Source organism: Bacillus sp. z14 (2026) (genome assembly GCF_058313575.1).
The window spans coordinates 46,638-70,405 of sequence record NZ_JBZFQK010000001.1; the positions used below are offsets into that span (position 1 = coordinate 46,638).

General features: G+C 37.0%; 22 protein-coding genes and 3 pseudogenes. 20 read left to right on the forward strand and 5 right to left on the reverse strand.

The window, feature by feature from the left end; genetic code table 11:
• The first annotated feature begins 1 nt into the window (after window position 1).
• The 11 genes and pseudogenes from AC4G3O_RS00235 (at window position 2) to AC4G3O_RS00285 (ending at window position 9,775) form a co-directional block, all read left to right on the forward strand.
• The gene (locus tag AC4G3O_RS00235) at window positions 2-862 is read left to right on the forward strand and encodes a MurR/RpiR family transcriptional regulator (RefSeq protein WP_148629697.1); all 861 of its coding nucleotides are present in this window, start codon (window positions 2-4) and stop codon (window positions 860-862) included.
• Between the two features lie 22 nt (window positions 863-884).
• Window positions 885-2,249: pseudogene (locus AC4G3O_RS00240) on the forward strand (PTS transporter subunit EIIC).
• Window positions 2,246-3,247, forward strand: coding sequence for a MupG family TIM beta-alpha barrel fold protein (locus AC4G3O_RS00245; protein ID WP_490553297.1), 1,002 nt, complete (start codon window positions 2,246-2,248; stop codon window positions 3,245-3,247). The pseudogene AC4G3O_RS00240 and the gene AC4G3O_RS00245 overlap by 4 nt, the downstream one beginning before the upstream one ends.
• A 181-nt stretch (window positions 3,248-3,428) precedes the next feature.
• Window positions 3,429-3,680 carry a GlsB/YeaQ/YmgE family stress response membrane protein gene (locus tag AC4G3O_RS00250; protein ID WP_139891962.1) on the forward strand — a complete coding sequence of 84 codons (252 nt, stop codon included), beginning with the start codon at window positions 3,429-3,431 and terminating at the stop codon, window positions 3,678-3,680.
• A 209-nt stretch (window positions 3,681-3,889) separates the two neighbouring features.
• The gene (locus AC4G3O_RS00255; protein ID WP_139891961.1) at window positions 3,890-4,162 is read left to right on the forward strand and encodes a YhdT family protein; all 273 of its coding nucleotides are present in this window, start codon (window positions 3,890-3,892) and stop codon (window positions 4,160-4,162) included.
• On the forward strand, window positions 4,159-5,598 hold the full coding sequence (gene panF, locus AC4G3O_RS00260; RefSeq protein WP_139891960.1) for a sodium/pantothenate symporter: 1,440 nt from the start codon (window positions 4,159-4,161) through the stop codon (window positions 5,596-5,598). Before AC4G3O_RS00255 ends, panF begins: the two co-directional genes overlap by 4 nt.
• 237 nt (window positions 5,599-5,835) lie before the next feature.
• On the forward strand, window positions 5,836-5,982 hold the full coding sequence (locus tag AC4G3O_RS00265; protein WP_175354260.1) for a hypothetical protein: 147 nt from the start codon (window positions 5,836-5,838) through the stop codon (window positions 5,980-5,982).
• Window positions 5,983-6,052: 70 nt separating this feature from the next.
• On the forward strand, window positions 6,053-6,187 hold the full coding sequence (locus AC4G3O_RS00270; protein WP_219847586.1) for a DUF6254 family protein: 135 nt from the start codon (window positions 6,053-6,055) through the stop codon (window positions 6,185-6,187).
• A gap of 109 nt (window positions 6,188-6,296) precedes the next feature.
• Complete coding sequence (locus tag AC4G3O_RS00275; RefSeq protein ID WP_066103882.1) at window positions 6,297-6,911, forward strand: PH domain-containing protein; 615 nt, start codon at window positions 6,297-6,299, stop codon at window positions 6,909-6,911.
• A gap of 612 nt (window positions 6,912-7,523) precedes the next feature.
• Complete coding sequence (locus AC4G3O_RS00280; protein ID WP_491135627.1) at window positions 7,524-7,931, forward strand: hypothetical protein; 408 nt, start codon at window positions 7,524-7,526, stop codon at window positions 7,929-7,931.
• 179 nt (window positions 7,932-8,110) lie between these two features.
• On the forward strand, window positions 8,111-9,775 hold the full coding sequence (locus AC4G3O_RS00285; protein WP_139891959.1) for an FAD-binding dehydrogenase: 1,665 nt from the start codon (window positions 8,111-8,113) through the stop codon (window positions 9,773-9,775).
• A gap of 38 nt (window positions 9,776-9,813) precedes the next feature.
• Here the strand turns inward: AC4G3O_RS00285 and AC4G3O_RS00290 are convergent, their stop codons facing one another.
• A complete protein-coding gene (locus tag AC4G3O_RS00290) occupies window positions 9,814-11,580 on the reverse strand; it encodes a glycoside hydrolase family 3 protein (RefSeq protein ID WP_066103876.1) in 1,767 nt (588 codons plus the stop codon).
• A gap of 350 nt (window positions 11,581-11,930) precedes the next feature.
• On the opposite strand from AC4G3O_RS00290, the gene AC4G3O_RS00295 reads away from it, so the two are divergent.
• The gene (locus AC4G3O_RS00295) at window positions 11,931-12,104 is read left to right on the forward strand and encodes a hypothetical protein (protein ID WP_180349962.1); all 174 of its coding nucleotides are present in this window, start codon (window positions 11,931-11,933) and stop codon (window positions 12,102-12,104) included.
• 188 nt (window positions 12,105-12,292) lie between these two features.
• Here the strand turns inward: AC4G3O_RS00295 and AC4G3O_RS00300 are convergent, their stop codons facing one another.
• On the reverse strand, window positions 12,293-12,790 hold the full coding sequence (locus tag AC4G3O_RS00300; protein ID WP_181161997.1) for a phosphatidylglycerophosphatase A family protein: 498 nt from the start codon (window positions 12,788-12,790) through the stop codon (window positions 12,293-12,295).
• A 109-nt stretch (window positions 12,791-12,899) separates the two neighbouring features.
• Between AC4G3O_RS00300 and yutH the strand changes: the two genes are divergently transcribed.
• Window positions 12,900-13,928, forward strand: coding sequence for a spore coat putative kinase YutH (gene yutH, locus AC4G3O_RS00305; RefSeq protein WP_491135628.1), 1,029 nt, complete (start codon window positions 12,900-12,902; stop codon window positions 13,926-13,928).
• 78 nt (window positions 13,929-14,006) lie between these two features.
• Here yutH and AC4G3O_RS00310 read toward each other — a convergent pair whose 3' ends face one another.
• The gene (locus AC4G3O_RS00310; protein ID WP_066103872.1) at window positions 14,007-14,831 is read right to left on the reverse strand and encodes an STAS domain-containing protein; all 825 of its coding nucleotides are present in this window, start codon (window positions 14,829-14,831) and stop codon (window positions 14,007-14,009) included.
• Window positions 14,832-15,330: 499 nt separating this feature from the next.
• On the opposite strand from AC4G3O_RS00310, the gene AC4G3O_RS00315 reads away from it, so the two are divergent.
• Window positions 15,331-16,092, forward strand: a complete 762-nt coding sequence (locus AC4G3O_RS00315; RefSeq protein WP_066103869.1) for an ion channel — start codon at window positions 15,331-15,333, stop codon at window positions 16,090-16,092.
• 121 nt (window positions 16,093-16,213) lie between these two features.
• On the opposite strand, the pseudogene AC4G3O_RS00320 reads toward AC4G3O_RS00315, so the two are convergent.
• A pseudogene (locus AC4G3O_RS00320) lies at window positions 16,214-16,972 on the reverse strand (SDR family NAD(P)-dependent oxidoreductase).
• A gap of 429 nt (window positions 16,973-17,401) precedes the next feature.
• Window positions 17,402-17,887 carry a hypothetical protein gene (locus AC4G3O_RS00325; protein ID WP_491135629.1) on the reverse strand — a complete coding sequence of 162 codons (486 nt, stop codon included), beginning with the start codon at window positions 17,885-17,887 and terminating at the stop codon, window positions 17,402-17,404.
• 229 nt (window positions 17,888-18,116) lie between these two features.
• On the opposite strand from AC4G3O_RS00325, the gene AC4G3O_RS00330 reads away from it, so the two are divergent.
• The 6 genes and pseudogenes from AC4G3O_RS00330 (at window position 18,117) to AC4G3O_RS00355 (ending at window position 23,744) form a co-directional block, all read left to right on the forward strand.
• Window positions 18,117-18,548, forward strand: a complete 432-nt coding sequence (locus AC4G3O_RS00330; protein ID WP_490557937.1) for a helix-turn-helix domain-containing protein — start codon at window positions 18,117-18,119, stop codon at window positions 18,546-18,548.
• Window positions 18,548-19,283: pseudogene (locus AC4G3O_RS00335) on the forward strand (ABC transporter ATP-binding protein). The gene AC4G3O_RS00330 and the pseudogene AC4G3O_RS00335 overlap by 1 nt, the downstream one beginning before the upstream one ends.
• Complete coding sequence (locus AC4G3O_RS00340; RefSeq protein ID WP_066103865.1) at window positions 19,280-20,011, forward strand: ABC transporter permease; 732 nt, start codon at window positions 19,280-19,282, stop codon at window positions 20,009-20,011. Before AC4G3O_RS00335 ends, AC4G3O_RS00340 begins: the two are co-directional and overlap by 4 nt.
• 203 nt (window positions 20,012-20,214) lie before the next feature.
• Complete coding sequence (locus AC4G3O_RS00345) at window positions 20,215-20,463, forward strand: hypothetical protein (RefSeq protein ID WP_139891951.1); 249 nt, start codon at window positions 20,215-20,217, stop codon at window positions 20,461-20,463.
• A gap of 412 nt (window positions 20,464-20,875) precedes the next feature.
• A complete protein-coding gene (locus AC4G3O_RS00350) occupies window positions 20,876-22,270 on the forward strand; it encodes a sensor histidine kinase (RefSeq protein WP_491135630.1) in 1,395 nt (464 codons plus the stop codon).
• 349 nt (window positions 22,271-22,619) lie between these two features.
• Entirely contained in the window at window positions 22,620-23,744 is a 1,125-nt protein-coding gene (locus AC4G3O_RS00355) for an alcohol dehydrogenase catalytic domain-containing protein (protein WP_140461443.1), read from the forward strand.
• Window positions 23,745-23,768: the final 24 nt, after the last annotated feature.

A 23,768-nucleotide genomic window follows, 5' to 3' on the forward strand; every position in this document is an offset into this window, starting at 1 on the left:
AGTGGTTTCCGGAGTATTGAAAATGGTAGTAAACAGGGTAGAACAGTTGCCTGCATCTGAACGGAAAATTGCTGAATATATACTGGAAAATCCGTATGAGGTTGTCAATTGTAAAGTCAATGAATTGGCAGAAAAGACGAGTTCAAGCGGGGCAGCGGTCATCAGGCTATGCAAGTCACTGGGGCTGAATGGCTTCCAGGATTTGAAGGTCCGTATTGCAGGTGATCTCGGCAGACCGGAGGAACCGGGATACAGAGACATTGAACGGGATGAAACCGCCGAGATGATCGTCCAAAAGACTTTGAATAATAGTATACAAAGTTTGCGTGATTCCTCTGAAGTAATCAACTACGAAGAACTAAAAAAAGCGGTCGATGTGCTGTTGAAAGCGAAAAATGTCCATTTCTTTGGAATCGGGGCATCATCAATCATCGCCGTGGATGCGCAGCAAAAACTGCTTCGGATCAATAAAAGCGCAACAGCATTTTCGGATGCGCATCTTGTAGCAACATTGATTGCTAATGCCGAGCCGGATGACGTGGTATTCACCATTTCGTTTTCTGGTGAAACAATCGAGGTCATCGAAGTTACAAGACTCGCAAAGGAACAAGGTATCCAAACAATCAGTTTGACTAAATATGGGCCCTCATCGGTTGCAGCATTAGCCGATATTAATTTATATACATCCTATTCGAAGGAAGCTCCGTTCCGGAGTGCGGCCACTTCTTCAAGGTTAGCTCAGCTGTTCATGATTGATATTTTGTTTTTGAGCATGGCGACAGAGCAATATGAAGAAACGGTCAGAGCCATCGATAAGACGAGAGAGGCTATAAGATTTATGAAAGGCAAAACATACAAATAATCAGTTTTTGGGGGGAAAGAAAATGGCTGGTCAAGATTACAAAACTCTGGCTAAAAAAATCTTGGAGCAGTTGGGCGGGGCGAAGAATATTAAAGCCTTTACGAACTGTATGACACGTCTTAGAGTCACACCTTATGATGAATCACTCGTTAACAAAGAAGCCATAAAAAAAATCGATGGAGTTCTCGGCTTTGTTGAAGAAGAAACGCTGCAAATCATTCTGGGTCCTGGACATGTCAATAAGGTCACGGACGAATTCGAGAAGCTGGTCAAGGAATGAGGAGACATCAATCTTAATGAGCGGGCTTCCAGCCTGAAAGGTGAACTTAAAAAGAAAAACAGCACGCCGTTTAAGCTCTTTTTGAGGAAAATTGCCAGTATATTTATTCCTTTGATTCCTGCGTTAGTTGCTTCCGGTTTGGTCAATGGTATTTCTAAGGCTGTCATTCAAGCAGGATGGTTATCGGCTGAATCACAACTTGCAATTATTTTAACAGTTATCGGTGGAGGTTTATTCACCTATTTAGGAATCTTTGTAGGGATCAATACAGCGAAAGAGTTCGGTGGGTCCCCTGCACTTGGCGGGTTAGCCGCTATATTGATTATTAACCCTGCTGCTGCCCAGATTGTCTTGTTCGGGGAAGAATTACTGCCTGGACGCGGTGGTTTAATCGGGGTCATGTTTGCTGCGATATTTATGGCTTTTATTGAGAAGAATGTCCGTAAGTTTGTTCCAGCGTCGCTTGATATTATCGTGACACCGACTATTGCCCTTTTGCTTACAGGTATTATGACGTATCTGGTATTTATGCCTGTCGGGGGATTTGTCTCTGATGTGATTACAGATGGATTGACCGCAGTGCTTGATTTTGGAGGAGCCATTGCGGGATTTGTTCTTGGAGCGACATTCTTGCCGTTGGTCGTGACAGGCCTGCATCAAGGTCTCACACCTATCCATTTGGAATTACTCAATACAATCGGTGACGACCCATTATTACCTATTCTTGCAATGGGTGGCGCAGGTCAGGTTGGCGCTGCGTTCGCTATCTATATGAAAACAAAGAAAACACGCTTGAAAAGAGCGATTGGCGGGGGACTTCCTGCTGGTATTCTTGGAATCGGCGAGCCATTGATCTTCGGAGTTACATTGCCGCTCGGCCGTCCGTTCTTGACCGCATGTTTGGGGGCAGGCGTTGGTGCAGCCTTCCAAGCACATTTCAATATCGCAACGACAGCAATTGGGGTATCCGGTTTGCCGCTTGCATTCCTTGTGAATAACGGTGAGGTACTGCTTTACTTAGTCGGGGTATTAATTGCTTATGTTGCTGGCTTCATCTTTACATACCTGTTTGGGTTTAAAGATGAAATGGCTGGTGAATTTGATTGATCGGAATTTCCTTTTATTTGAATGATCCTCTGGCTGAGGAACGTATTATCCAAGCAGGCCAAATGGGGGTGAAGCGGGGATTTACCTCGCTTCATATCCCGGAGGAAGCAGGTGAGCTTGCAGTACGTGCCAAAAAGCTGCTACATCTGGCTAAAGGACAGGGAATCGATGTATATGCGGATGTTTCATTAAAAACCCCGGGCCATTTGGGAATCGACAGTTTGTATCAATTGAAGGAATTGGGTGTCACCGGGCTAAGACTGGACGATTTCTTTGACCATGGTTTTATTGCTAGTCTGGCAAGGGAATTTAAAATTGCGGTTAATTCAAGTATACTGTTCGAACGTGATATACAGCTGCTGCTGAATAACGGACTCAAAACTGAACAGATAATCGGTTGGCATAACTTTTACCCGCGGAGGGAAACAGGACTAAGTGAATCGTTTTTCCGGGAGCAAAATGCATTGTACAAGCGATATGACATTCCGATCTTTGCTTTTGTACCGGGAGGAGGCGAGAAACGCGGCCCTTTATTTGAAGGACTGCCGACTCTGGAGAAGCATCGATATATATCCCCTTTTGTTGCCGCGCTTGAACTATATAAAGATGGAACGGAAGTATTTGTTGGTGATCCGGAGCCTGGAGAAGACTTACTCAAAAGGATGGATGGCTTTGAAAACGGAAAGATTAGCATCCAAACAGAGCAAGGATTCGAAAAATATGGTGAATACCGTTTGCGCCCGGATGCTTCCAGGGACGTTCTTCGTTTTATGGATACAAGGGTTGCGGAATCTGTACCGCCACTGCAAAATGATCTCCGTCCGAAAGGGAGCATAACCATTGATAATGACCTTTACGGACGCTATCGCGGTGAAATGCAGATTACGCTGACAGATTTGCCTGCTGATGAACGGGTCAATGTCGTTGGAAGTGTGGCAGAAAGTGATTTGCTGATTTTGGATCATGTGAAGCCTGGGATGGTCATTGAACTAGTATAGGAATAATGTAAACTCCACCCAATCAATGGGTTGGAGTTTTTTTGTAGGGAGACATGACTCATGAGAATTGCTTTTCCCTTCGACGTATTTATATCGACTAAAAAAGTAGCCTTCTTTCCTGCTAAATAAAGCCATTTAGACCTTACCAGCATATACTGTCCATGAAGGAGGGAGCTAAAAAATGTCCTTTATTGGCATCCTGTTTGTTGGTGGCTTTATTGGTTGGATTGCGGGATTACTTATTCATGAAAACGTTCACAACGGGATGGTGGGGAATTTCCTGGCTGGCATAATTGGTGCGTGGATTGGTACAGGAATTCTCGGTGAAATGGGTCCTGAAACTGGAGGGTTTTATCTATTTCCAGCATTCACAGGTGCTCTTGTCCTTACCCTAATTGTGAGTTTTATTTTAATAAAGACAAGTAAATGGTGAAATTATATAATGCGCCTCCTCAAAATCTGATTTTGAGGCTTCTTTGCGTTATACAGTTTTTTATTAAGCTATCCATTATAAGTTATTCTACCAAATTTTGTACCTTCATTTTAAGAGTATGGCTTGGTTTAATGGTAATGTTGTTTGTTTACGTATTATACAAAAAATAATGACGGGCAAAATAATGGTGCTATTGCAAGGAGGAAGATATGAAAGATAGACGTTTTAAAGTAGCCCATAGGGAAGCAATCATAGGTGTCGTACTTGTCATTATAAATTTTATCTGGTGGTTTGGATTTGCGTATGGGTTAGGATCAGGTAATCCGAAGGAATATACATACATTTTAGGATTGCCAGCTTGGTTTTTTCTAAGCTGTGTAGTCGGCTTTCTTGTTATGGTGGTCCTTGTTACTCTTATTGTCAAATTTTTATTTGAAGAAGTATCTTTTGATGTGGATGACGAAGAGGAGGAGCAATCATGAAGTGGGAGGTCATTGTTCCTTTATTGATCTTTTTAGTTATTATTTTTTATATAGGATTCTGGGCAAATGGAAAATTAAAATCCTCTGATTCCTTCCTGCAGGAATATTTTCTTGGCGGGAGACAATTAGGCGGTTTTGTGCTTGCAATGACTATGATGGCAACATACGGAAGTGCTTCAAGCTTTATTGGCGGGCCGGGTGTTGCCTATACACGTGGGCTCGGTTGGGTTTTACTATCTATGGCTCAACTGGCAACCGGGTATTTTGTATTAATGGTTTTAGGGAAAAAATTTGCGATTATGGCTCGTAAGTATAAAGCAATCACGATCATTGATTTTCTAAAAGGCAGATATAAAAGTAATACGGTTGTCATTATATCGGCCATTAGCATCATTATATTCCTATTTGCGTCGATGACTGCCCAATGGGTTGGGGGAGCGCGATTGATTGAATCCTTAACAGGGCTTCCATATAAGACAGCACTTTTCATATTCGCCGTTTCAGTTTTAATGTATGTTATTATTGGTGGATTTAGAGCAGTCGCTTTAACAGATACCGTCCAAGGAGTAGTCATGTTAGCCGGAACCGTCATCCTTTTAATCGCCACCATTATTGCTGGCGGAGGAATATCGAACATTATGTCAGACTTAATGGCTGAAAATCCCAACCTAATTACTCCTTTTGGTGCAGAACGAGATTTAACGCCTTTGTATGTCTCATCTTTTTGGATTTTAGTTGGTGTGGGCGTCGTGGGTTTACCGCAAATCAGCATGCGAGCGATGTCCTATAAAAATTCGAAGGGAATGCACATCGCGATTATCACAGGAACAATTGTGGTAGGTGCTGTGATGCTGGGAATGCATTTAATCGGAGTTTTCGCGCGTCCATTGATACCTGGGATAGAAATTGGTGATATGGTCATGCCTGCATTAACTATGGAGGTCTTGCCACCATTTATTGCGGGTATTGTCTTAGCCGCTCCCATGGCTGCTATCATGTCCACAGTTGATTCTCTTTTAATATTAGTAAGCGCAACTATAGTAAAGGATGTATATATCAATTACATAAAAAAGGATGCTACCGAGAAGCAGATTAAAAGAATCAGCTTTTGGATTACAGCAGCAATTGGAATCGCTGTTGTATTGTTTGCGTTAAGTCCACCTGATTTAATTGTATGGTTAAACTTGTTTGCATTTGGAGGCTTGGAGTCGGTGTTTATATGGCCAGTTATTATGGGATTATATTGGTCTGGCGGGAATAAATACGGCGCGGTTTCATCCATGATTGTAGGAATGGGCAGCTTTATGATTATAGATCGATTTTATCCAAATCCTTTCGGGATGCATACGGTCGTACTGCCGATTGTTTTATCGTTTTTTACCTATGTTTTAATGAGTAAACTGACGAATGCAAAACAACAGTTATCTATTCAATAACAAGTAAGATAATCGCACAGTCAAGGGCGGTCTCAATATTTAGATCAATCAAGCAAAGAATGCATAGCTTTATCAGCATTCTTTGCTTTTTCTTTTATCCACGATCAGCTAATTCAAATAACATTGGAAAAGAAAAAGGAGTAGTCGTCCTTGAAAGAAGATAAAACAATAATTCATAGCTGACAGTGCATATTTACTCTTTACTTTCTAATACTAAATGAGAGAAGGAGGGATCGTATGCCGAAAAGAAAGCATGATGCAGCTCAAAAAAGTAAACAGGGGTTTGATTCTAGTAAAACGGATGCTGAATTCTCAAAGGAATTAGGAAGCGCCAGCGCAAATCAAGCTTATAAGAATAAATCTAAAAAGGCAAAGAAAATATAAAATAAAGGAAAATAGGGCGATATGCTTCAATCTTTTGCAATGAGTCCTATTTTAATTTGGAGGTATATATATGTCACATTCAAAAAAAGAAGAAGAAAGACACTGGAAGCAAAGAAAAAATTCACAGCATCCTCATGACGAAGTAAAAAGTTATAAGAAGCTTGGTGAAGAAATAGCAAAAATAACAAAAAAATATGATGAATAATGACATAAAACACATGGACCATCCATGTGTTTTCTTGAGCATTAAATGAATTTTATACTAGTCACTTTTCTGATATAGTAAAAGTATAAACTACAATGGGGTGATATACATGTTAAAGAAAATGGCTTCTGATGCATTGGGTTTGTCTGACGTAGGTGTTATTATTCCGCCGGAAGATTATGACAAAACGGATGCAGACGACTATGTTATGCACGAGGATAATGAGAAGATTTATTTCATTATCAAAACGAAGGCAGACGAATATTGCTTTACAAATCTAGCATTAATTCATGTAGATGGCGAAAATGCTGTCTCATCTAAACGTTTATTAAAACGATACCCATATTCTCAGTATAAGATTTCAAATGTCATGCTTGAAACTGCAGGGCGATTAGATTTGGATACAGAAATAAAGTTTGATGTAGGAAATGTTCATTTTGATATTGACGTCAAGAAAAATCAAATTGAACAATTAAAGGATTTGTATAAAGCATTACTGCGAATTGAGGAAATCACGTATGAAAACTCCATTCAAATGAATTATGCCAAAGAAGGACTCGATCGAGCGGTTCAAACACTCCAACACTCAAGATCTGAGGAAGCATCATTAACAGGCACATATAAAGGGATAACTGAATTTACATTTGAATGGTTAAAATCCTCCTATAATGAATATCATATGAAAGATTTTGGTGCAGTTTTTGAAAAATACATTAATAATTAATTTTGCCTGGATAGAGTGCCAATTTATGAATAAATAACTAAAAAGGGAGTTCTAAAGTCTATTTATTTTAGAGCTCCTTCCTCTTTTACTAATTCTTCTGATACCCTCAATAACTTACTCCAATAGTAGGCTCATAAATAAATGTAAGTTAACATACTAGGGATGATGAATCCTTGAGCCAATGCACTCGCATCTGCTGTCTTCCCATTTTCGCCTCATAAATAGTTTAGTCCACTTACTTATCGAACTTATCGACTTTCGCTTCGATTTGCGGAAGTATACACTGACGTATTTTAATTTCTTCTGCAACCCAGAGGAAAATTCCAATTCCAAATTAACTAACTTCCTCATAAATACACCATAGAATACATAATTGGGTCTATTGGAAATAGAGGTGGTTGTCCTCTTATTTTTCATAAAATCTGAAACTCTTGGGACAATTCAATAATAAGCGAAATAAAATCTTGTTGAGAGCCATATAATCGTATGAACGGCAGGGGGATGAATACTAATTTTATAAGAATGAAGTAAATTGGTACTATGTCGGCAACTATCAGGAGAAACGACGGTGTGGAAGAATACTACTATAACACATAAAGGGGGAGGAAGAGGATGGCTAAGAAATATAAAGTGATGGTTATCATAGCAGCTGCAGTATTGATATTAGGGATAGCGGCCTTTGCAGGTTATAAATATTACTCAGACGCGGAAAACAAAATAGCTAGGGTTGCCAAGAATAAAGTGGAAGATGCTTCATCAAAGGATGAAACTTTTGAATTTATTGGGCATAGCAAAGTTGAGTACAACAAGGATGAAGATTATTATGTCGTGAGCGGATTCATGGAAGTCAATGATGAATATGAGGCTGGACGCAGAGTGATGTATATAGCAATAGTGGAAGAGAACATGGGGGAATATCAAGCTACAGAAGTGGAACGAACAGATGATGAAGTAAAATATGAATTCGTGGATTATTTCTCCGATTATGAGGAAGAGGATGATGAGGATGATGATTATTGAACCAGTCTGGTACTAGGCTGGTTTTTTATTTATAAAAAGGGAGGAATATAAAACTGTTGATTTAGGCTCATAATTTTAAGCAAAGTAAATTCTTCTTTTTATATCAGTATACATACCTAAATTATGGAACTATAGATTAATATAAGAGTATAAACGTTTATCAAAAAGGGGGAAATGCATTGGAGTTCGATGCGATCGTTATTGGGGCTGGTTTGGCCGGTTTGGTGGCTACAGCAGAAATTGCAGATGCAGGGAAAAAGGTATTATTGCTAGATCAAGAACCTGAAGCTTCATTAGGCGGACAAGCTTGGTGGTCATTCGGTGGTTTATTTTTAGTGGATTCCCCTGAACAACGTCGTATGGGTATTAAAGATTCTAAGGAATTGGCTTGGCAGGATTGGATGGGTACTGCAGGGTTTGATCGAGATGAGGAGGATTATTGGGGCAAAAAATGGGCAGAAGCGTATATTGACTTTGCTGCTGGAGAAAAACGTGCTTGGCTTCATAAACAAGGAGTTCGTTTTTTTCCTGTAGTTGGTTGGGCTGAAAGAGGAGGTTATTTGGCTGAAGGACATGGTAACTCAGTACCAAGATTTCATATTGTTTGGGGAACAGGTCCAGGTATTGTATCGCCTTTTGAAAAAAGGGTAAGAGAGCATATTAAAAATGGATTAGTTGATTATCGTCCTCGTCACCGTGTAGATGAACTGATGAGCAGTAATGGGATAATTCAGGGGGTGAAGGGTTCCATATTGGCAGCCAGTTCGGCTTTAAGAGGTGAGAAAAGTAACAGGGACGTTATTACTCATTTTGAGTTTTCTGGTAAAGCAGTTCTTGTTTCGAGCGGGGGTATCGGAGCCAACCATGATTTAATTCGCACAAATTGGCCAGAAAGACTGGGGCCGCCTCCAAAGAACATGATTTCAGGGGTCCCGGCACATGTGGATGGCAGAATGCTGGGGATATCAGAAGAGGCGGGTGGGCGTATTGTAAATCGAGATCGTATGTGGCATTACACAGAGGGAATCAAAAACTGGAACTCGGTATGGGAAAACCATGGAATTAGAATTTTGCCAGGTCCGTCCTCTATTTGGCTGAATGCAACAGGCCAGCGCTTCCCGGCCCCCAACTTTCCTGGGTATGATACACTTGGCACCCTGGAGGCTATCCAAAAAACAGGATTTGATTACTCATGGTTTATTTTGACACAAAAAATGATTGAGAAAGAATTTGCGCTATCCGGTTCTGAGCAAAATCCGGATTTAACGAATAAAAGTATCCGCAAGGTCTTAAGCAGAGTACTCCCTGGTCCTCCTGGTCCGGTAAAGGCATTTATGGATCATGGCGAGGATTTTGTCATTGCAGATAACTTAGTGGAACTGGTTAAAGGAATGAATGAATTAACAAAAGATAATCTATTAAATTACGAAGAAATTGAAAGACAAATAAAAGCGAGAGATCGTGAAATGGATCATACATTCACAAAGGATTTGCAAATTACGGCATTAAGGGGAGCGAGAAATTACATAGGTGACAAATTAATCCGAGTCGCCAAACCGCATAAAATACTTGATCCTCAAAATGGACCATTGATTGCTGTTCGTTTAAACATTGTAAGTCGCAAAACTCTAGGCGGGCTACAAACAGATTTATCAGCACGAGTCCTCAATTCTAAGGGTGAGGCAATACCTGGCTTTTATGCAGCTGGTGAGGTTTCTGGATTTGGAGGGGGAGGAGTTCACGGATATCGTTCGCTAGAGGGGACATTTCTTGGAGGCTGTTTATTTACAGGCAGGGTAGCAGGCAGGGCAATCGCTTCCTACTTAAAAGAGAAAAAGGATTAAACCGAGGAAGGTTTAATCCTTTTTTTGCTTTTGACAGATTAAATGTATGTGTCTTTTAATCCGCAGTATGCATCAACTGGGCTGTCACCCTTGAATGGTGATTTACCCATCATTTTTTCTACTAGTACTTCAATTGTTTCTTTATTACCGTCATACGTGTTGATGTATGTTTTCACTTGTGGAACATCCGCTAAGTGGAATGGGTAGTTTACAGAAACAAAGATTGTTGGTACTTCGTGTACATAGAACGGAATATCAGGTGTTCCTTTTAACGCATTCCATGTCATACGTTGAACAACTTCACCCATTTTGATATTAGCGATATTAATGATTAAATCATATTTATCTGTTAATTCTTTAATAGGGCGTTTTGCTGCATATGCGTTCATGATGCTCTTCATTTGTTCTTCTGGTGGCAGGTCCGCGATTTTATCCATTGGAGATTCGTGAATTTCCACTTCAAAGCCTTGCGCTTCAAGCTCTGCTTTCAGAAGATCAATTGGCTTAGGTTTGTTACCGCTAATTAATTTACTGAATGCACCTTCAGCAGTTTTAACATTAACTAGTAATACTCGTTTGTATTTTTCAGGAGTAACAGGCCAAATATCTTGTTTGTCTTTTACCAATGTGATTGCACGATCAGTAACTTCTTTAAATAGCTTAACGTTTTCAGGAAGACCGATTTGTTTAAGCGCTTCTTCTTTCGGCATCATGATTTCCGTTTTTGCTTTTTTGTGAAGACCTAAAGATGCTTTAAGACCAAGGATACGAGTAAGAGCTGCTTCTAAACGCTCTTCTGTAATAATACCGTTTTTGTATCCGTCCATCATGTAGCCGAAATCTTCATCTGGATCGTTGAAGAATAAGAATAAGTCACAACCAGCAGCAATAGCAGTAGGAAGCATTTCGCTGCGTTTCATTGCAGAAGTCATCGCAACCATGTGGCTCGCATCTGTAACAACAACGCCATTGAATTCTAATTTACCACGTAATAAATCTGTGATTAGCTCTTTAGAAAGAGTTGCTGGCAGCAAATCTTCATCTGTAAGGCTAGGGTTGAAGTGCTTGGAATAAGCAGGCATATGGATGTGACCAGCCATGATAGAAGGTAGGCCAGCATCGATTAAGCCTTTGTAAACTTTTCCGAAAGTTTCATCCCACTCATCACAAGATAGGCTGTTAGGCGCGAAGGATAAATGCTGGTCACGCTCATCTACGCCGTCACCAGGGAAGTGTTTAGCAGCAGGTGCAATTCCGCTTTCCTGGATACCTTTCATGTAAGCCAAGCTCATTTCTAAAACTTGATCAGGGTCAGAACCAAAAGTACGGCTAGAGATGATTGGGTTACGCCAGTTCATGTGAATATCTACGATTGGCGCAAAGCTCCAGTTACATCCGATTGCAGACGCTTCTACACCAGAAACTCGGCCCATTTCATATGCCCATTTCGCATCTTTTGTTGCACCGATTTTAACTTCAAGACCAACTTCAGTACCGTCTGTACAAGCTCCATTACCGCCTGCTTCTGTGTTTGCAGCAATTAGCAATGGAATTTTGCTGTTTTCTTGAAGAATTTTATTTTGATCGTAAACTTCTTCAGCTTTACCAGGATTGTAACGTACAGCACCGATATGGTAGTTGTTTAGCATACCTGTTAAATATTCTTCAGTACGGCTAGCTCCCATATTAACGAATAATTGGCCAATCTTTTCTTCGATTGTCATAGAATTAATTGTGTCTGTTACCCATTTAATATCTTCATCAGATAAATGGTATGGTTTTGCTTTTAAATCCACTTTAGTCATCCTATGTAATACTCCCTTACTAAATATTTGAGAAAAATTTCTATCATCATGTAGTATGTACGTTTTTTCCTTTATTTATGTTTAGGCTTTCATAATTAAAGACGAAGGCATCAACCTTCAAATAAATTAGCCATACATTTAAACTACAAAAAAGTAATTTAACTCAACCACTAGTATTCTAGCATACTAGTTTAAGGATTTCTATAGAAAGTTCAATATTTCACAAACTTATTCAGGATTTAAATAATAAAGATTAATATTTAGAAAAGCCATACAATTGTCAAGATACCTATAGGTACAGTGTTTGATAACGGGAATAATGATAATAGAAGAAAAAGGGGGGATAGACGATGATTCTAAGATTTTCAATACTAATCTTACTCGATATCATTTTTGCAATTACCCTTATTGATCAGCAGCTCATATTGGCAGCACTGATTGCTCTTGCCTTTGTCTATTATACAATAGAGCTTGCAGCTGAAATGGAGTTTGACAATGTGGAATTTGAGTTAGTTCACTTATGATTACCTAAGCGATTAAATGAATTCACAAAGATGTGTATTACACATAATTCATATAAATATCTAAACAGTAGAACGAAAGGGCAGGTATGCTCTTTCGTTCTTACTTGTTAGACTGTTAGGAAATTAACCGACTCGGTTTAATTACCTTATAAAAGAAAAACTCAAAGTATAAATTCAGGATTTTATATTTATTCTACATTCTCTACTCGGTGAGCTAAACGGCTGGAAGCGGCAGCAGCAATCGCCCCAACAATATCATCCAGGAAGGTATGGCATTCACCGGAGGATTTATCATTCAATTTTGCCAGTATGCCTGGTTTCTTTTTATCAATATATCCATAATTGGTAAAACCAATAGAACCATATACATTCACGATGCTAAATGCTAAAATCTCATCAACCCCATATAATCCTTCATCAGTCCGGATTATGGATTGTAAAGGTTCTTCAAGCATCCCTTTTTCGGAAAGCATATCTAGTTGTATGCCAGTTAAAATGGCATTTTGGACTTCGCGTTTTGAGAGTACGCGCTCCACATTTTTAATACACTCATCCAATAGCAGATTTTCATGATATTGATGCTGAAGGTATAAAACTAATTCACCAATATCTGTAACTGTCACCCCTCGATCATGCAACCATTTTCTTGCTGTTTGTTCAGTCATATCTACAGGTTTCCCTTTCATACGAAGACACCAACTCCCATGCATATAGTAAGAATAAATCTTGATGTTAACCACATATAACAGTTATCTTGCCCATATACTTATCATAGTAAGCAAGGAATTAGAGGTGATGAACAATATTGTGATGAACAAACAATTATTACACGAACAATATGGAATTACAGTTGATCAAGAAATAAGCAGTGGGGCAATAAACATATATAACGGTGGAGGCAGAGTATTCATGAGCTTTGCCATAAACATGGAAGAGCAAGAGCTCCAGGAACGAAGCAGTTTGGCGTACCATATGCATAACAAAGGGGAGAAGGGAGTATGGCTTCCCCTGTTAAACAATGAACAAAAGCTATTAACAAAACTGGAAAGTAACGATTATGTGGTTTGTATAAATGAAATGGAAATTCCTCAATCATATGAAGTGGGCAGAGAGCTGGCAATATTTCATTATCGTGGCAGGTCTATTCCGCAACGAATCGTTTTTTGCAGCAGAATCGGAAAATGGAAGGAAATGTGGGAGCAGCGGGTCGATCAGCTTGAACGAGTTTGGAGAGATAAATTGGCAGCAAAGCCACAAAACGATTTTGAAAACCTGTTTATTGACAGCTATCCTTATTACGCAGGCCTTTCGGAAAACGCAATCCAATATTTAGTTGATACTGAAATAGATGAAAACCCGGAGATGGTTGATGCTGGGACCGTTTGTTATGATCGCTTTACTTCAGAAACCTGGGGATCTGGCTCAAATGGCAAATTATTTAGTGAATGGGTTTTTGACCATAGTGCGAGGGATATTGCGGAGTGGATACGCGCTTATTATTTTAAACAGCCAAATACATACCATCAGGGTGTCGAGTCATTTTTGCGCCAATATCAATCAATCACCCCTTTATCAACATTTTCTGCACGGATGTTATTCTCAAGGTTGCTCTTACCGGTTCATTATTTTGAAATTATTGAGCAGTATTATGTAACAAAATCAGAAGGAGAAAAGACTCGTTTGGAGGAAAGATTAGAAAATTTCGTGAAGCACTCTACTATGTATGAAAGAATGCTAAGTGAAATATATGAACTGGCTGGTATACTAAAGGGGAATATCAAAATGGTTGTTCCTGAATGGATCATGAACAGGAGAACTATTTAGTCTATTTTAAGACATTCTTTGAGTGTCTTTTTTGTTTTTAATAAAAATACTCCCGACTGTATGTCCGGGAGAAATTTATCATAGGATATCTTTAACAGCCAAATGTAAGCTAGAGTAGCTTTTAGCTGTAAATTTAATTCCGAGGTTTACCATTGTTTGTGCAATTTCTATTCGGATACCGGATAAGCGCGTCTCGATACCGATGAGTCGCAATGCATCAATAACTTTAAATATCTGATGAGCCACCATTGTGTCCGTAATCGGAACTCCTGATAGATCAATAATAATATAACTTAGATCATATTCACTTCCAGCCTGTAATGCTTTTTCCATCAAGTGGCTTGCACGTTGAGTGTCTAATACTCCAATGATTGGAATAATCCCGATATTGGATGTAATCCTAACAACAGGAATAGACAGTTCAAAAGCAGTCCTCTCCGCTAATACGATTCTATTGGAGTATTGTGAAGAATAAGAAATACTAAGCCAGTGTATCGCTTTATCAACAACTGAATCGAATTTAGAAATGATTTCATAGAAAACGTCCAGACTTACTGAATATTTTTTAGCTTGGTCCTTGATGATACCGCCAATTTTATCACGATAAAATCTAACTTCTTCTATTGCATCAGCAAGTGATAAATTTAAGTTTATGAGTAAATCAACGGTTTCCTTTCCCCATTCTTTTAAAACTGCAAAGGTTTCGTTTTGCTCTTGGGCAATTGAAAATCCATATATCTCTATAAGGGTTTTTCGCCAAGTTTTAACCATACTATTGATTTCCTCGGAATATGTATTCGTAGCGTCTTTAAATCGTAAATCTGCAAGAGTATCTTCTGAAGAGATTATGTGAGTTGAAACACCTTCTAAAAACACATGTATGCTACTATCAATGCTATGCATATCAACAGCTCCTAATTACTGCGATTTATGACCCATTGTTTTTTTGCAAAGAAAAAAACCCTTTAGAAGGATTAATTTTGAAAATATTTAAGCGCATATCCAATAAGCTAATAACCCTTATACAAAGAATGTATATTATTTTCTCTAACATAACAGTTGGAGAATAAACTGTAAAGAAATACCTATTTACAAAATGCTTCACATTTAACCAAATTATCTTAAGATTTGCGTAGTTAGAGATAGGGTAACCCGGTATATGGGTGGTAAATAATTGAAATATGTAGGCAAATATTTTAATTGGAATTGCAGAAGCATACGAGAGGAAAGAGGGACACGCTAAATAACTTAACTTTGGACAGCATTATATTGAATAATAAAAGTAACAAAATGGAATTGAGTATATATTAAATAGATGGTTCAATCTTATAATAATAGAGAAAATGGACTATGCATGCATTAACCGAAAAAAATCCTGTTCAGAGTAAGAAGAGGTGTTTGAATGATTATCTTACGTAATTTATATTTTAAACTAACACATATGTCTTGGTTATTATTGACCACATCAACCATATTTTTAATCGTATTCTGTACAATTATGCTTAGGTTGATTGAACCAGATACGTTTACTACCTATATGGACTCGTTATGGTTCACAATGACGACCATGTTGACGGTTGGATATGGAGACATGTCACCGACTACTATAGAAGGAAGAATATTTACAATCCTATTTTTGTATGTGGTTGGTATTGGTTTATTCGCCACTTTTATCGGAAAAGTTATGGAAAGTTTTACGGTTTACAGAAGACGTAAAGAGGGTGGAGAGCTTATGTATGAAGGAAAGAATCATATTGTTATCATAGATTGGTCACATAAGGCGCAAAACGCAGTTAAGGAAATTTTAGACAAGAATAAAAAGGCGGAAATAGTGGTTATAGATATGCTTGAAAAGCTATCTTATGTAAATGGAAATATCCATTATATAAGAGGAGAGGCCTCGAATGTTGAGGTATTAAAGAAAGCCAATATCCAAAATGCAAAATCTATCTTGATTTTCTCTGATGATCGGATTCAGAATCAAACCTTAACTGACGGAAAGTCATTAATGATTGCATGTGCGGTTGAAAGAATCGCCTCTCATGTCCATACAGTTGTCGAAATTGAAAGAGAAGAGCATGTTGAAAATTTCTCACATATAAATATTGATAAATTTATATTATCCAATGGAACGATTGCCAAGATGGTAGTAGATGCCATGTAAGTGAGATTACAGGCAAGGCATAATGCAGGGATTCATACTCCAGAAACTAGAGCTAGATGTCCGTAAGTCTAACTCCAATAACAAAGAAGCTCAGAGTATGATTCTGAGCTTCTTTTATCATTCACCAAGCATATTTTGTATTTGTAAATCCACCATCTATACGAATAACTTCTCCGTTAATATATTGTGCTTCAGAAGTTAATAAGAATGTAACCAGTTCTGCTACTTCTTCAGGTGTTCCCAATCGTTTTTGCGGAATTCCTTTTGTAGCATTTTCTTTCATAGCTGGATTAGCTTCATAGAAAGCTTTTACCATTGGTGTTTCAGTAGGTCCCGGAGCAATCGCATTTACACGCAATCCATCTTTCGCATATTCTGCAACCAAGCTTTTTGTTAAACCTACAATTCCATGTTTTGTGGCAGAATAGGCGACAACGGAATCTTGACCAATCACACCCGCACTTGAAGCTGTATTCACGATTGAAACTCCACCGTTTTTCAGCATAACCTCAGCAACATAATAAACGCCCTATAAAGCTCCCATTAGGTTAATGCCAACAATTTGATTGATTTCTTCGACCTTAGAATCCAAGAAAAATGAACCGCTTCCTGAAATCCCGGCATTATTAAAAAAGTAATCAATTGTCCCAAAGCGTTCAACCGTTTAAGCCACATAATTCTTCACATCTTCTGCTTTAGAAACATCAGCTTTAATGAATATACAATCTGTCCCTATTTCTTTCACGAGTTTGATTGTTTCATTTCCGCCTTTTTTGTTAATATCAACCGCTACAATGTTAACCCCATCTTTTGCTAGACGAAGTGCAGCTGCTTGTCCTAATCCGCTGCCTGCACCTGTAATAATCGAAACTTTATTCATGTGAAAAACCTTCCGATTTATGTATTAACCTCTTCTTGTTGAAGATAAACAGTAAAAATGTGTAAACTACATATATTGATAGAATATCAGGAATTGATCTAAAGGTTTTATTAGAAATATTAGGAGGGAACACGCATTGATACAAAAGTACCTATGGATTTTAACAATGATTATATGTATTCAACGAATTATCGTTTGATTAATGTCCAATAACACAGGAAAGCTTATATATTTAAAATAGATATGTAAAGGTTCAAAAAGAAACGTCAATAAGTTAAATCCAGAATGACCAATGAGCTGCTTTTTTATAGTGAGAATTTTTTAAGAGGATGCCTATCTATTCAATGAATGCAATAAAAACTAGCATTGAAAAATCAATGCTAGTTTTTTGAAATGTAAAATGAGGATAGGTTTCGTATTTGAACTGCTTTATTTAAAAGATTCAGCTACTTCCACCATTTCTTCTTTTGTTAGCTTCGCGGCATCTTTGCCGGATTCAGCAACTTGATACTCAAAAATATAATGATAATCGCCATCTGTCCAATGAGCTGATGATGCTAAATCATCCTCTATATAAAACACCTCCTGATTATTAATCTTTAACTCCTCATACCCTTGTGGTTTACCATCATATGTTACTTCTTTTGTATGGATCATAAGAATGAATTTTTCTTCATTTGTCCCTGTAAACTGCACATCATGAACAGAAGATTCGGTATGAGTCTGTGGACTTATCTCATAATCTTTGATTTCAACAGGAAATGCAGTTGGTAATTTTGAATCAATCTTTTGTTCCTCTTTTAGTTGTTTTTGAATTTTTGACGGATCATAGGATAAACCAGCAGATGCTTCATTATCGTTGCAGCCAATAAGTAAAAGGCAAATTCCTACTATTACAATTTGAATTTTTTTCATGATTATCCCCACCACCATAAAATATTTTATTGCGATATAAAGACATATATACGACAAGGAATACAAATGTCCTTTTAAAGGGATATTTTAATGAAAACAACGGTGATTGTTTTATTTGGTAAAAGCAATGTTAAATCAGAAATGCTACGAATTCTAACATAGCTATTACGGATTGTTGGTGGAGGGCATTATAGAAATAATTCATAATAAATATGGAGGTAGGAAAAGTATGATAAGTATGAATCTAAAAAACCTGCGCCTGCATCATAAATTGACACAGGAAGAGGTAGCTTATGAAATCAATGTTTCAAGACAGGTAATCGCAAAGTGGGAAAAGGGCGAATCAACTCCTGACCTTGGACATTGGCAAGCATTAGCCAAATTGTATAAAGTGACGCTGGATGATTTGGTAAATTTTGATGGAGAAGATACGAATTTGATTGTACCACCAAAGGGTAAGTACTTTTTTGGTGTAGCCAAAATAGGTGAGCGTGGTCAAATTGTTATACCCAAAAAGGCGCGTGATGTATTTTATATAAAACCTGGGGACTCTCTTATTATCTTGGGTGATGAAGAGAGAGGGCTTGCTATTGTACCCGAGAATATGATGAATGAATTTTTAAATCTGGTAAAGTCTCCGCTTCATAAGGAGGATGAATGATGAGTTATGCAATCTCTATTGATCAATTAACTAAAAAGTATGATGATAAAATTGTAGTTAATCAAGTATCATTTTCAATTAAGCAGGGAGAATTGTTTGGTTTATTAGGTGTGAATGGGGCAGGAAAAACAACGTTGATTAAAATGTTATGCTGCTTAACAAAGCCTACAAGCGGCCATGCGTCTATATTTGGACATGATATTGTAAAAAATCAAGAGCTAGTGAAGAAGATCATAGCGGTATCGCCACAAGAAACTGCCATTGCTCCAAATTTAACAGTTCGAGAAAATTTAGAATTAATGGCGGCTATTCATGGTTATTCTAAATCTGAAGTATATGAAAAAACAGCTAATATGATGAATCATTTCTCTTTAGAACCATATGAAAAGCAAAAAAAGTAAAACCTTATCCGGTGGCTGGCAACGTAAGCTTAGTATTGCGCTTGCACTTATTTCTGATCCAGACATTTTATTTTTAGATGAACCGACATTAGGTTTAGACATATTAGGACGCCGAGAATTATGGTCTATAATTGAAAAATTAAAAGATAGAACAACCATTGTGTTAACAACACATTATTTAGAGGAAGCTGAAGCATTATGTGACCGAATCTGTGTCATGAAAGATGGCCAAGTAAAAGCAATCGGAACAGTCGAAGAACTCACAGGCATGACAAAGACCGATAGATTCGAGGATGCCTTCGTAGAAATTGTTACGAAGGAGGATAAACGATGAAAGCAATCATTTTTGCCAATCGAGTGATGAAGGAAATTGTCAGAGATCCTATTTCATTATTCCTTGGTCTTGCTTTTCCGCTCATTTTACTTGCACTTTTATCAGCGATTAATAGCAGTATCCCTGTGGATTTATTTAATATATCTTCATTAGCACCAGGCATTGCTGTATTCGGCCTTTCCTTTATGGCATTGTTTGCAGCACAAGTATTATCGAAAGATCGTGCAAGCTCTTTTTTGACTAGATTATTTACAACTCCGATGACATCTCGAGACTTTATTTTGGGTTATTCACTGCCATTGTTAGTTATGTCCGTTATACAAATATCCGTTTGCTTTATAGCTGCATTATGTATGGGACTAGATTTTACAGCAACGATTTTTATGGTTATTCTGATATTGGTTCCCATGGAATCAATCTTTATTGGAATTGGGTTAATTAGCGGAGCTCTATTTAGTGAAAAAGCAGCGGTAGGAATATGTGGTGCGCTCCTTACAAATGTATCAGCATGGCTATCGGGCATATGGTTTAATTTAGAGCTAGTAGGTGGATTATTTAAGGATATCGCTTATCTACTGCCGTTTGTTCATGCTGTTGAAGCTGGAAAAGCTGCATTAAGCGGAGTTTATAGAAATATGTTTCCGCATCTATGGTGGGTACTTGGGTATGCTGTTATTATTCTATTTATTTCAATATTTGTTTTTAAAAAGAGAACTCAGGAAGTCTAATTATTAACTTAAAATTATAGATGATTAATCATCTGAAATTGGTGCATGGTCATTAGGCCATGCTTATTTTAGTGAAGTCAGAATTTACCAATCCATCAGATAAGAGGATCATTATTCTTCTAGAATTTAAAGCAGCTTTTTCGCATTATTAATGAAGGATTTTACCATATATCAATAGAATTAAATTGGAAAGGAGGATATCTATGAACACATACGGCAGATTATCTTTATTAACAGTAGGCATCTGTATAGTCTTATCCTATTTTATAACGGATAATATGGCATATCCTAGATTGTTCTTGTTAATGGCTACCATCTTATCTATAGCAGGAATCGTCTTTGCTATTTTATCTAAAAAAATGGTAAGCATGATTTTTGGTATCCTCCTAAATGCCCTTATCTGGGTTGGCTTTTTCATATTAATATTAGTTGTAGGTATAGGTATAAACTAAAGGACCCTCCTTATTGATAGTGTATCAAATTAATAATTTTTAATAGCAGACCGCTCTATCTATTTATAAAATGATTCTATAGGTAGATATCCTTTTTTTTTTACGTCTTTCCAATCGGAGCGGCGTTTTATTTTTGCTTTCATAATCACATTTTCAACTAATTTTCTAATGAATGATGGTGCTTATACATAACGAAAGGACTGGAATTAAATACATATAAAAAGGCATTATTATTTTGATATAATGAAATCCTCTGTTAATTTAATTGAATAGGCGAAAGGAACACTTAAGATATAAAATGATTAGTTTTAAAAAGAATTTGATAAATAATCAGCGAGTGTTTAAGCAAGTTGCATACTTTTCAATCATATCGCTGGTGTTTATTACCACTATTTTATTTGGTTATAACAGGATGTCGACTCTCTTTAGGAAAGAGGCATCTGAATTATTCCCAACTCATATTTGGCTAGAACATGCTCTATATGAAGATCAGCTTGATACCGAAGAATTAACTGACTTTTTGCAAACTATTCCAAAAGATAACGAGTATATCTATGTTTATAATCAAGATACTCAGTCAAAGGCATTATATTATAAGGACACAACAGTACTTGCCGATGACGTTGAAGGCTTCGATGGTCTTTTATTATTTTTGTTAAACAAACTGTTAATGCATGTCGATTTAGGGGATGTCTATAATGTGTTTATTAAACAAAATTTGGATCTGAAATTACTTAATGAAAGTAATTCTATTTTAATCAACATCGGCCATGAGGTTAATACAGATGCTTTTAAGGGTGAGATCGTTACTTACCGTAATGTTAGTAAAGCTCTCTTGCAGGAGTTCAAAATAGTGACTATTCAATGCTTGCTATTCATCAGTCTATCAGTGCTTTTAATTTTCATTAACTATAAAATTATGAGAAATCTTTACTATACCCCTCTAATAAAAATGAGAGAACATTTTATGAAAATGTCACGATTTCATTTAGAGAGTTTCGTATACAAAAAGCCTGTTATACCAGAAATAGAAAAGACGATTGACGCAGTCAATACGACGATGTTTGAACTGCAGGATGGGATTAAAGAGACCAAATCCTTCCTTGATGAAATGGTTCATGAAATTAAAAATCCAGCCCATAATATTAAGAATGAACTTGAATTGATAGAGGATATGCTACCTGAAGCAGATGAGGAAATGAAACAGAAACTTCAATCCGTTATAAATGAAACGGAAAATATCACTTCCTTATTATCTAGCATAAAAATCATTTATGATATGTATTATTTAGGGGGTTCCCCTCCAGATAGTTGGCTGAATCCAATCGAGAAAATCAAACCTATTTTTGAGGAATATAAGAAAAAATACCCTAATCGAGAATTTCATTTCAAGTATAGTATTAACCCCAATATTCATATATGGATTGACCAAGGTTCAATCGAATTGATGATCAGAAACTTGCTTGATAATGCCATAAAATATTCAAAAGAAGACTCCTCCATCTTTATTGGTATCCGTGAGTATAATCAGACCAAAAAGATCGTTATTGAAGTCATAAATTCTGGTTCGAGTATAGATTATAATAATCTTGGAAAGATTTTTGGAAAGTATTATCGTACAAATTCGGCTAAAGCGCAAACGAGTGGAGCAGGTATTGGACTTTGGCTGATTAATAGTATTGCAGACATCTATAATGCCAACGTACATGTGCAAAGTTCAACAAATACCACAGGATTTGCGATTGCTTTTCAGCATTATAAAATTGTAGAACAAGAAAGACTTGTGGATGAAGCGATCTCTTCTTAAAAGAGATCGCTTTATATATTTTGTTTAAAAACTTAATTAACCTTTACAGTCAGAACAAAAATTGATTTCTTGATACGAATAAAACAAACCGAGAATAACAATACCTTTTATTATCCTATATATTTAATCTTCAATCTGAAGTATTTTGAAGGTGATTAATAGAGAAGAATGTAATATGAATTTACAGAACAAAAATACAATAAAGAATATTAGTATAAGATAGGTGAAATGTCCATTCTGATTTTTTAATAAAATAGGATATTGGCTATTCTATAGAATATATATATAACAAGGTATCAAAAGCCGTTATAAAGGGTGGTAACAAACGCTGAGAAAAAGGAGAGTCTTGATGAAATCTGCAATTTTATATAATCCATCTATCGAATTTCCATACAGTAAAAGCAAACCTCTAAAAGTAAGGGATATAAAGCTAGATGATATTGATGATGATGAGGTACTAGTTGAAATAGCATACGCTGGAATTTGTCATTCTGATTTATCTGTTATTAATGGAAAAGTCCCGAGACCATATCCTATCGCCCTTGGGCATGAGGCATCCGGAATAATTATGAAAACCGGAAAAGATGTTCATAATTTCCAAAAAGGTGATCATGTTGTATGTATTTTTCTGGCGAGCTGTATGCAATGTGAGTATTGCCAAAAGGGAAGACCTTCTTTATGTACGTTTGGTAAAAAAGCAAATATAAAAGGAACACTTTTAAGTGGCAAAAAGAAAATCATAGTAGATGACCAACATGTCTCACACCATGCTGGTATATCTGCCTTTTCAACACATGCTATTATGTCATCCCGTTCAATCGTTAAAGTCCCTAAAAAAATATCACTTGATGTTGTTGCTATTTCAGGATGTGCATTAATTACTGGTGCAGGTGCCGTAATTAACACGGCAAAAATTCCTCCTGGAAGTCATATTGGCATCGTAGGGCTTGGCGGTGTTGGGTTAAGCATGCTATTAGGCAGTAAAGTAATGGGACCTAGTCTAATTATTGCAATGGATATTAATGATGAAAAATTAGCTTTTGCTCAAGAATTGGGAGCAAATCTTTCATTTAATACTTCTAAACATAGTTCTGTTAGACAATTAATGCATGATTTTGAAGGCAAGTTAGATTTCGTTTTTGATGCTTCAGGTGTATCAGAAGCATTTGATATAGCCTATAAGCTTCTAAAACCAGGGGCTACATATATTACAAGCAGTTTACCGGATTTTGAAAGTAAGCTTTTTATACCATATATTAATTTAACGACTGAAGAAAAAATAATAAAGGGATCCTATATCGGTAGTTCTTTACCGTATCTGGATATTCCCAAATATTTAGAACTTTATGAGAAAGGATTAATGCCTATTGATAAATTAATTAGCCATAGAATATCACTAAATGAAATAAACAAAGGTTTTGATTTGTTAAGATCAGGAAGGGCAAAGCGGATAGTCATCGATATGGCTTTATAAATGGTATCATACGAAGGATGATTC

Excerpts from the sequence above, each read along its gene's own strand:
- AC4G3O_RS00250 (WP_139891962.1), top strand. The coding sequence starts at position 3,429 with ATGTCCTTTATTGGCATCCTGTTTGTTGGTGGCTTTATTGGTTGGATT.
- AC4G3O_RS00255 (WP_139891961.1), top strand. The coding sequence starts at position 3,890 with ATGAAAGATAGACGTTTTAAAGTAGCCCATAGGGAAGCAATCATAGGT.
- panF (WP_139891960.1), top strand. The coding sequence starts at position 4,159 with ATGAAGTGGGAGGTCATTGTTCCTTTATTGATCTTTTTAGTTATTATT.
- AC4G3O_RS00265 (WP_175354260.1), top strand. The coding sequence starts at position 5,836 with ATGCCGAAAAGAAAGCATGATGCAGCTCAAAAAAGTAAACAGGGGTTT.
- AC4G3O_RS00270 (WP_219847586.1), top strand. The coding sequence starts at position 6,053 with ATGTCACATTCAAAAAAAGAAGAAGAAAGACACTGGAAGCAAAGAAAA.
- AC4G3O_RS00275 (WP_066103882.1), top strand. The coding sequence starts at position 6,297 with ATGTTAAAGAAAATGGCTTCTGATGCATTGGGTTTGTCTGACGTAGGT.
- AC4G3O_RS00280 (WP_491135627.1), top strand. The coding sequence starts at position 7,524 with ATGGCTAAGAAATATAAAGTGATGGTTATCATAGCAGCTGCAGTATTG.
- AC4G3O_RS00290 (WP_066103876.1), bottom strand. The coding sequence starts at position 11,580 with ATGACTAAAGTGGATTTAAAAGCAAAACCATACCATTTATCTGATGAA.
- AC4G3O_RS00295 (WP_180349962.1), top strand. The coding sequence starts at position 11,931 with ATGATTCTAAGATTTTCAATACTAATCTTACTCGATATCATTTTTGCA.
- AC4G3O_RS00300 (WP_181161997.1), bottom strand. The coding sequence starts at position 12,790 with ATGAAAGGGAAACCTGTAGATATGACTGAACAAACAGCAAGAAAATGG.
- yutH (WP_491135628.1), top strand. The coding sequence starts at position 12,900 with ATGAACAATATTGTGATGAACAAACAATTATTACACGAACAATATGGA.
- AC4G3O_RS00310 (WP_066103872.1), bottom strand. The coding sequence starts at position 14,831 with ATGCATAGCATTGATAGTAGCATACATGTGTTTTTAGAAGGTGTTTCA.
- AC4G3O_RS00315 (WP_066103869.1), top strand. The coding sequence starts at position 15,331 with ATGATTATCTTACGTAATTTATATTTTAAACTAACACATATGTCTTGG.
- AC4G3O_RS00325 (WP_491135629.1), bottom strand. The coding sequence starts at position 17,887 with ATGAAAAAAATTCAAATTGTAATAGTAGGAATTTGCCTTTTACTTATT.
- AC4G3O_RS00330 (WP_490557937.1), top strand. The coding sequence starts at position 18,117 with ATGATAAGTATGAATCTAAAAAACCTGCGCCTGCATCATAAATTGACA.
- AC4G3O_RS00340 (WP_066103865.1), top strand. The coding sequence starts at position 19,280 with ATGAAAGCAATCATTTTTGCCAATCGAGTGATGAAGGAAATTGTCAGA.
- AC4G3O_RS00345 (WP_139891951.1), top strand. The coding sequence starts at position 20,215 with ATGAACACATACGGCAGATTATCTTTATTAACAGTAGGCATCTGTATA.
- AC4G3O_RS00350 (WP_491135630.1), top strand. The coding sequence starts at position 20,876 with ATGTCGACTCTCTTTAGGAAAGAGGCATCTGAATTATTCCCAACTCAT.
- AC4G3O_RS00355 (WP_140461443.1), top strand. The coding sequence starts at position 22,620 with ATGAAATCTGCAATTTTATATAATCCATCTATCGAATTTCCATACAGT.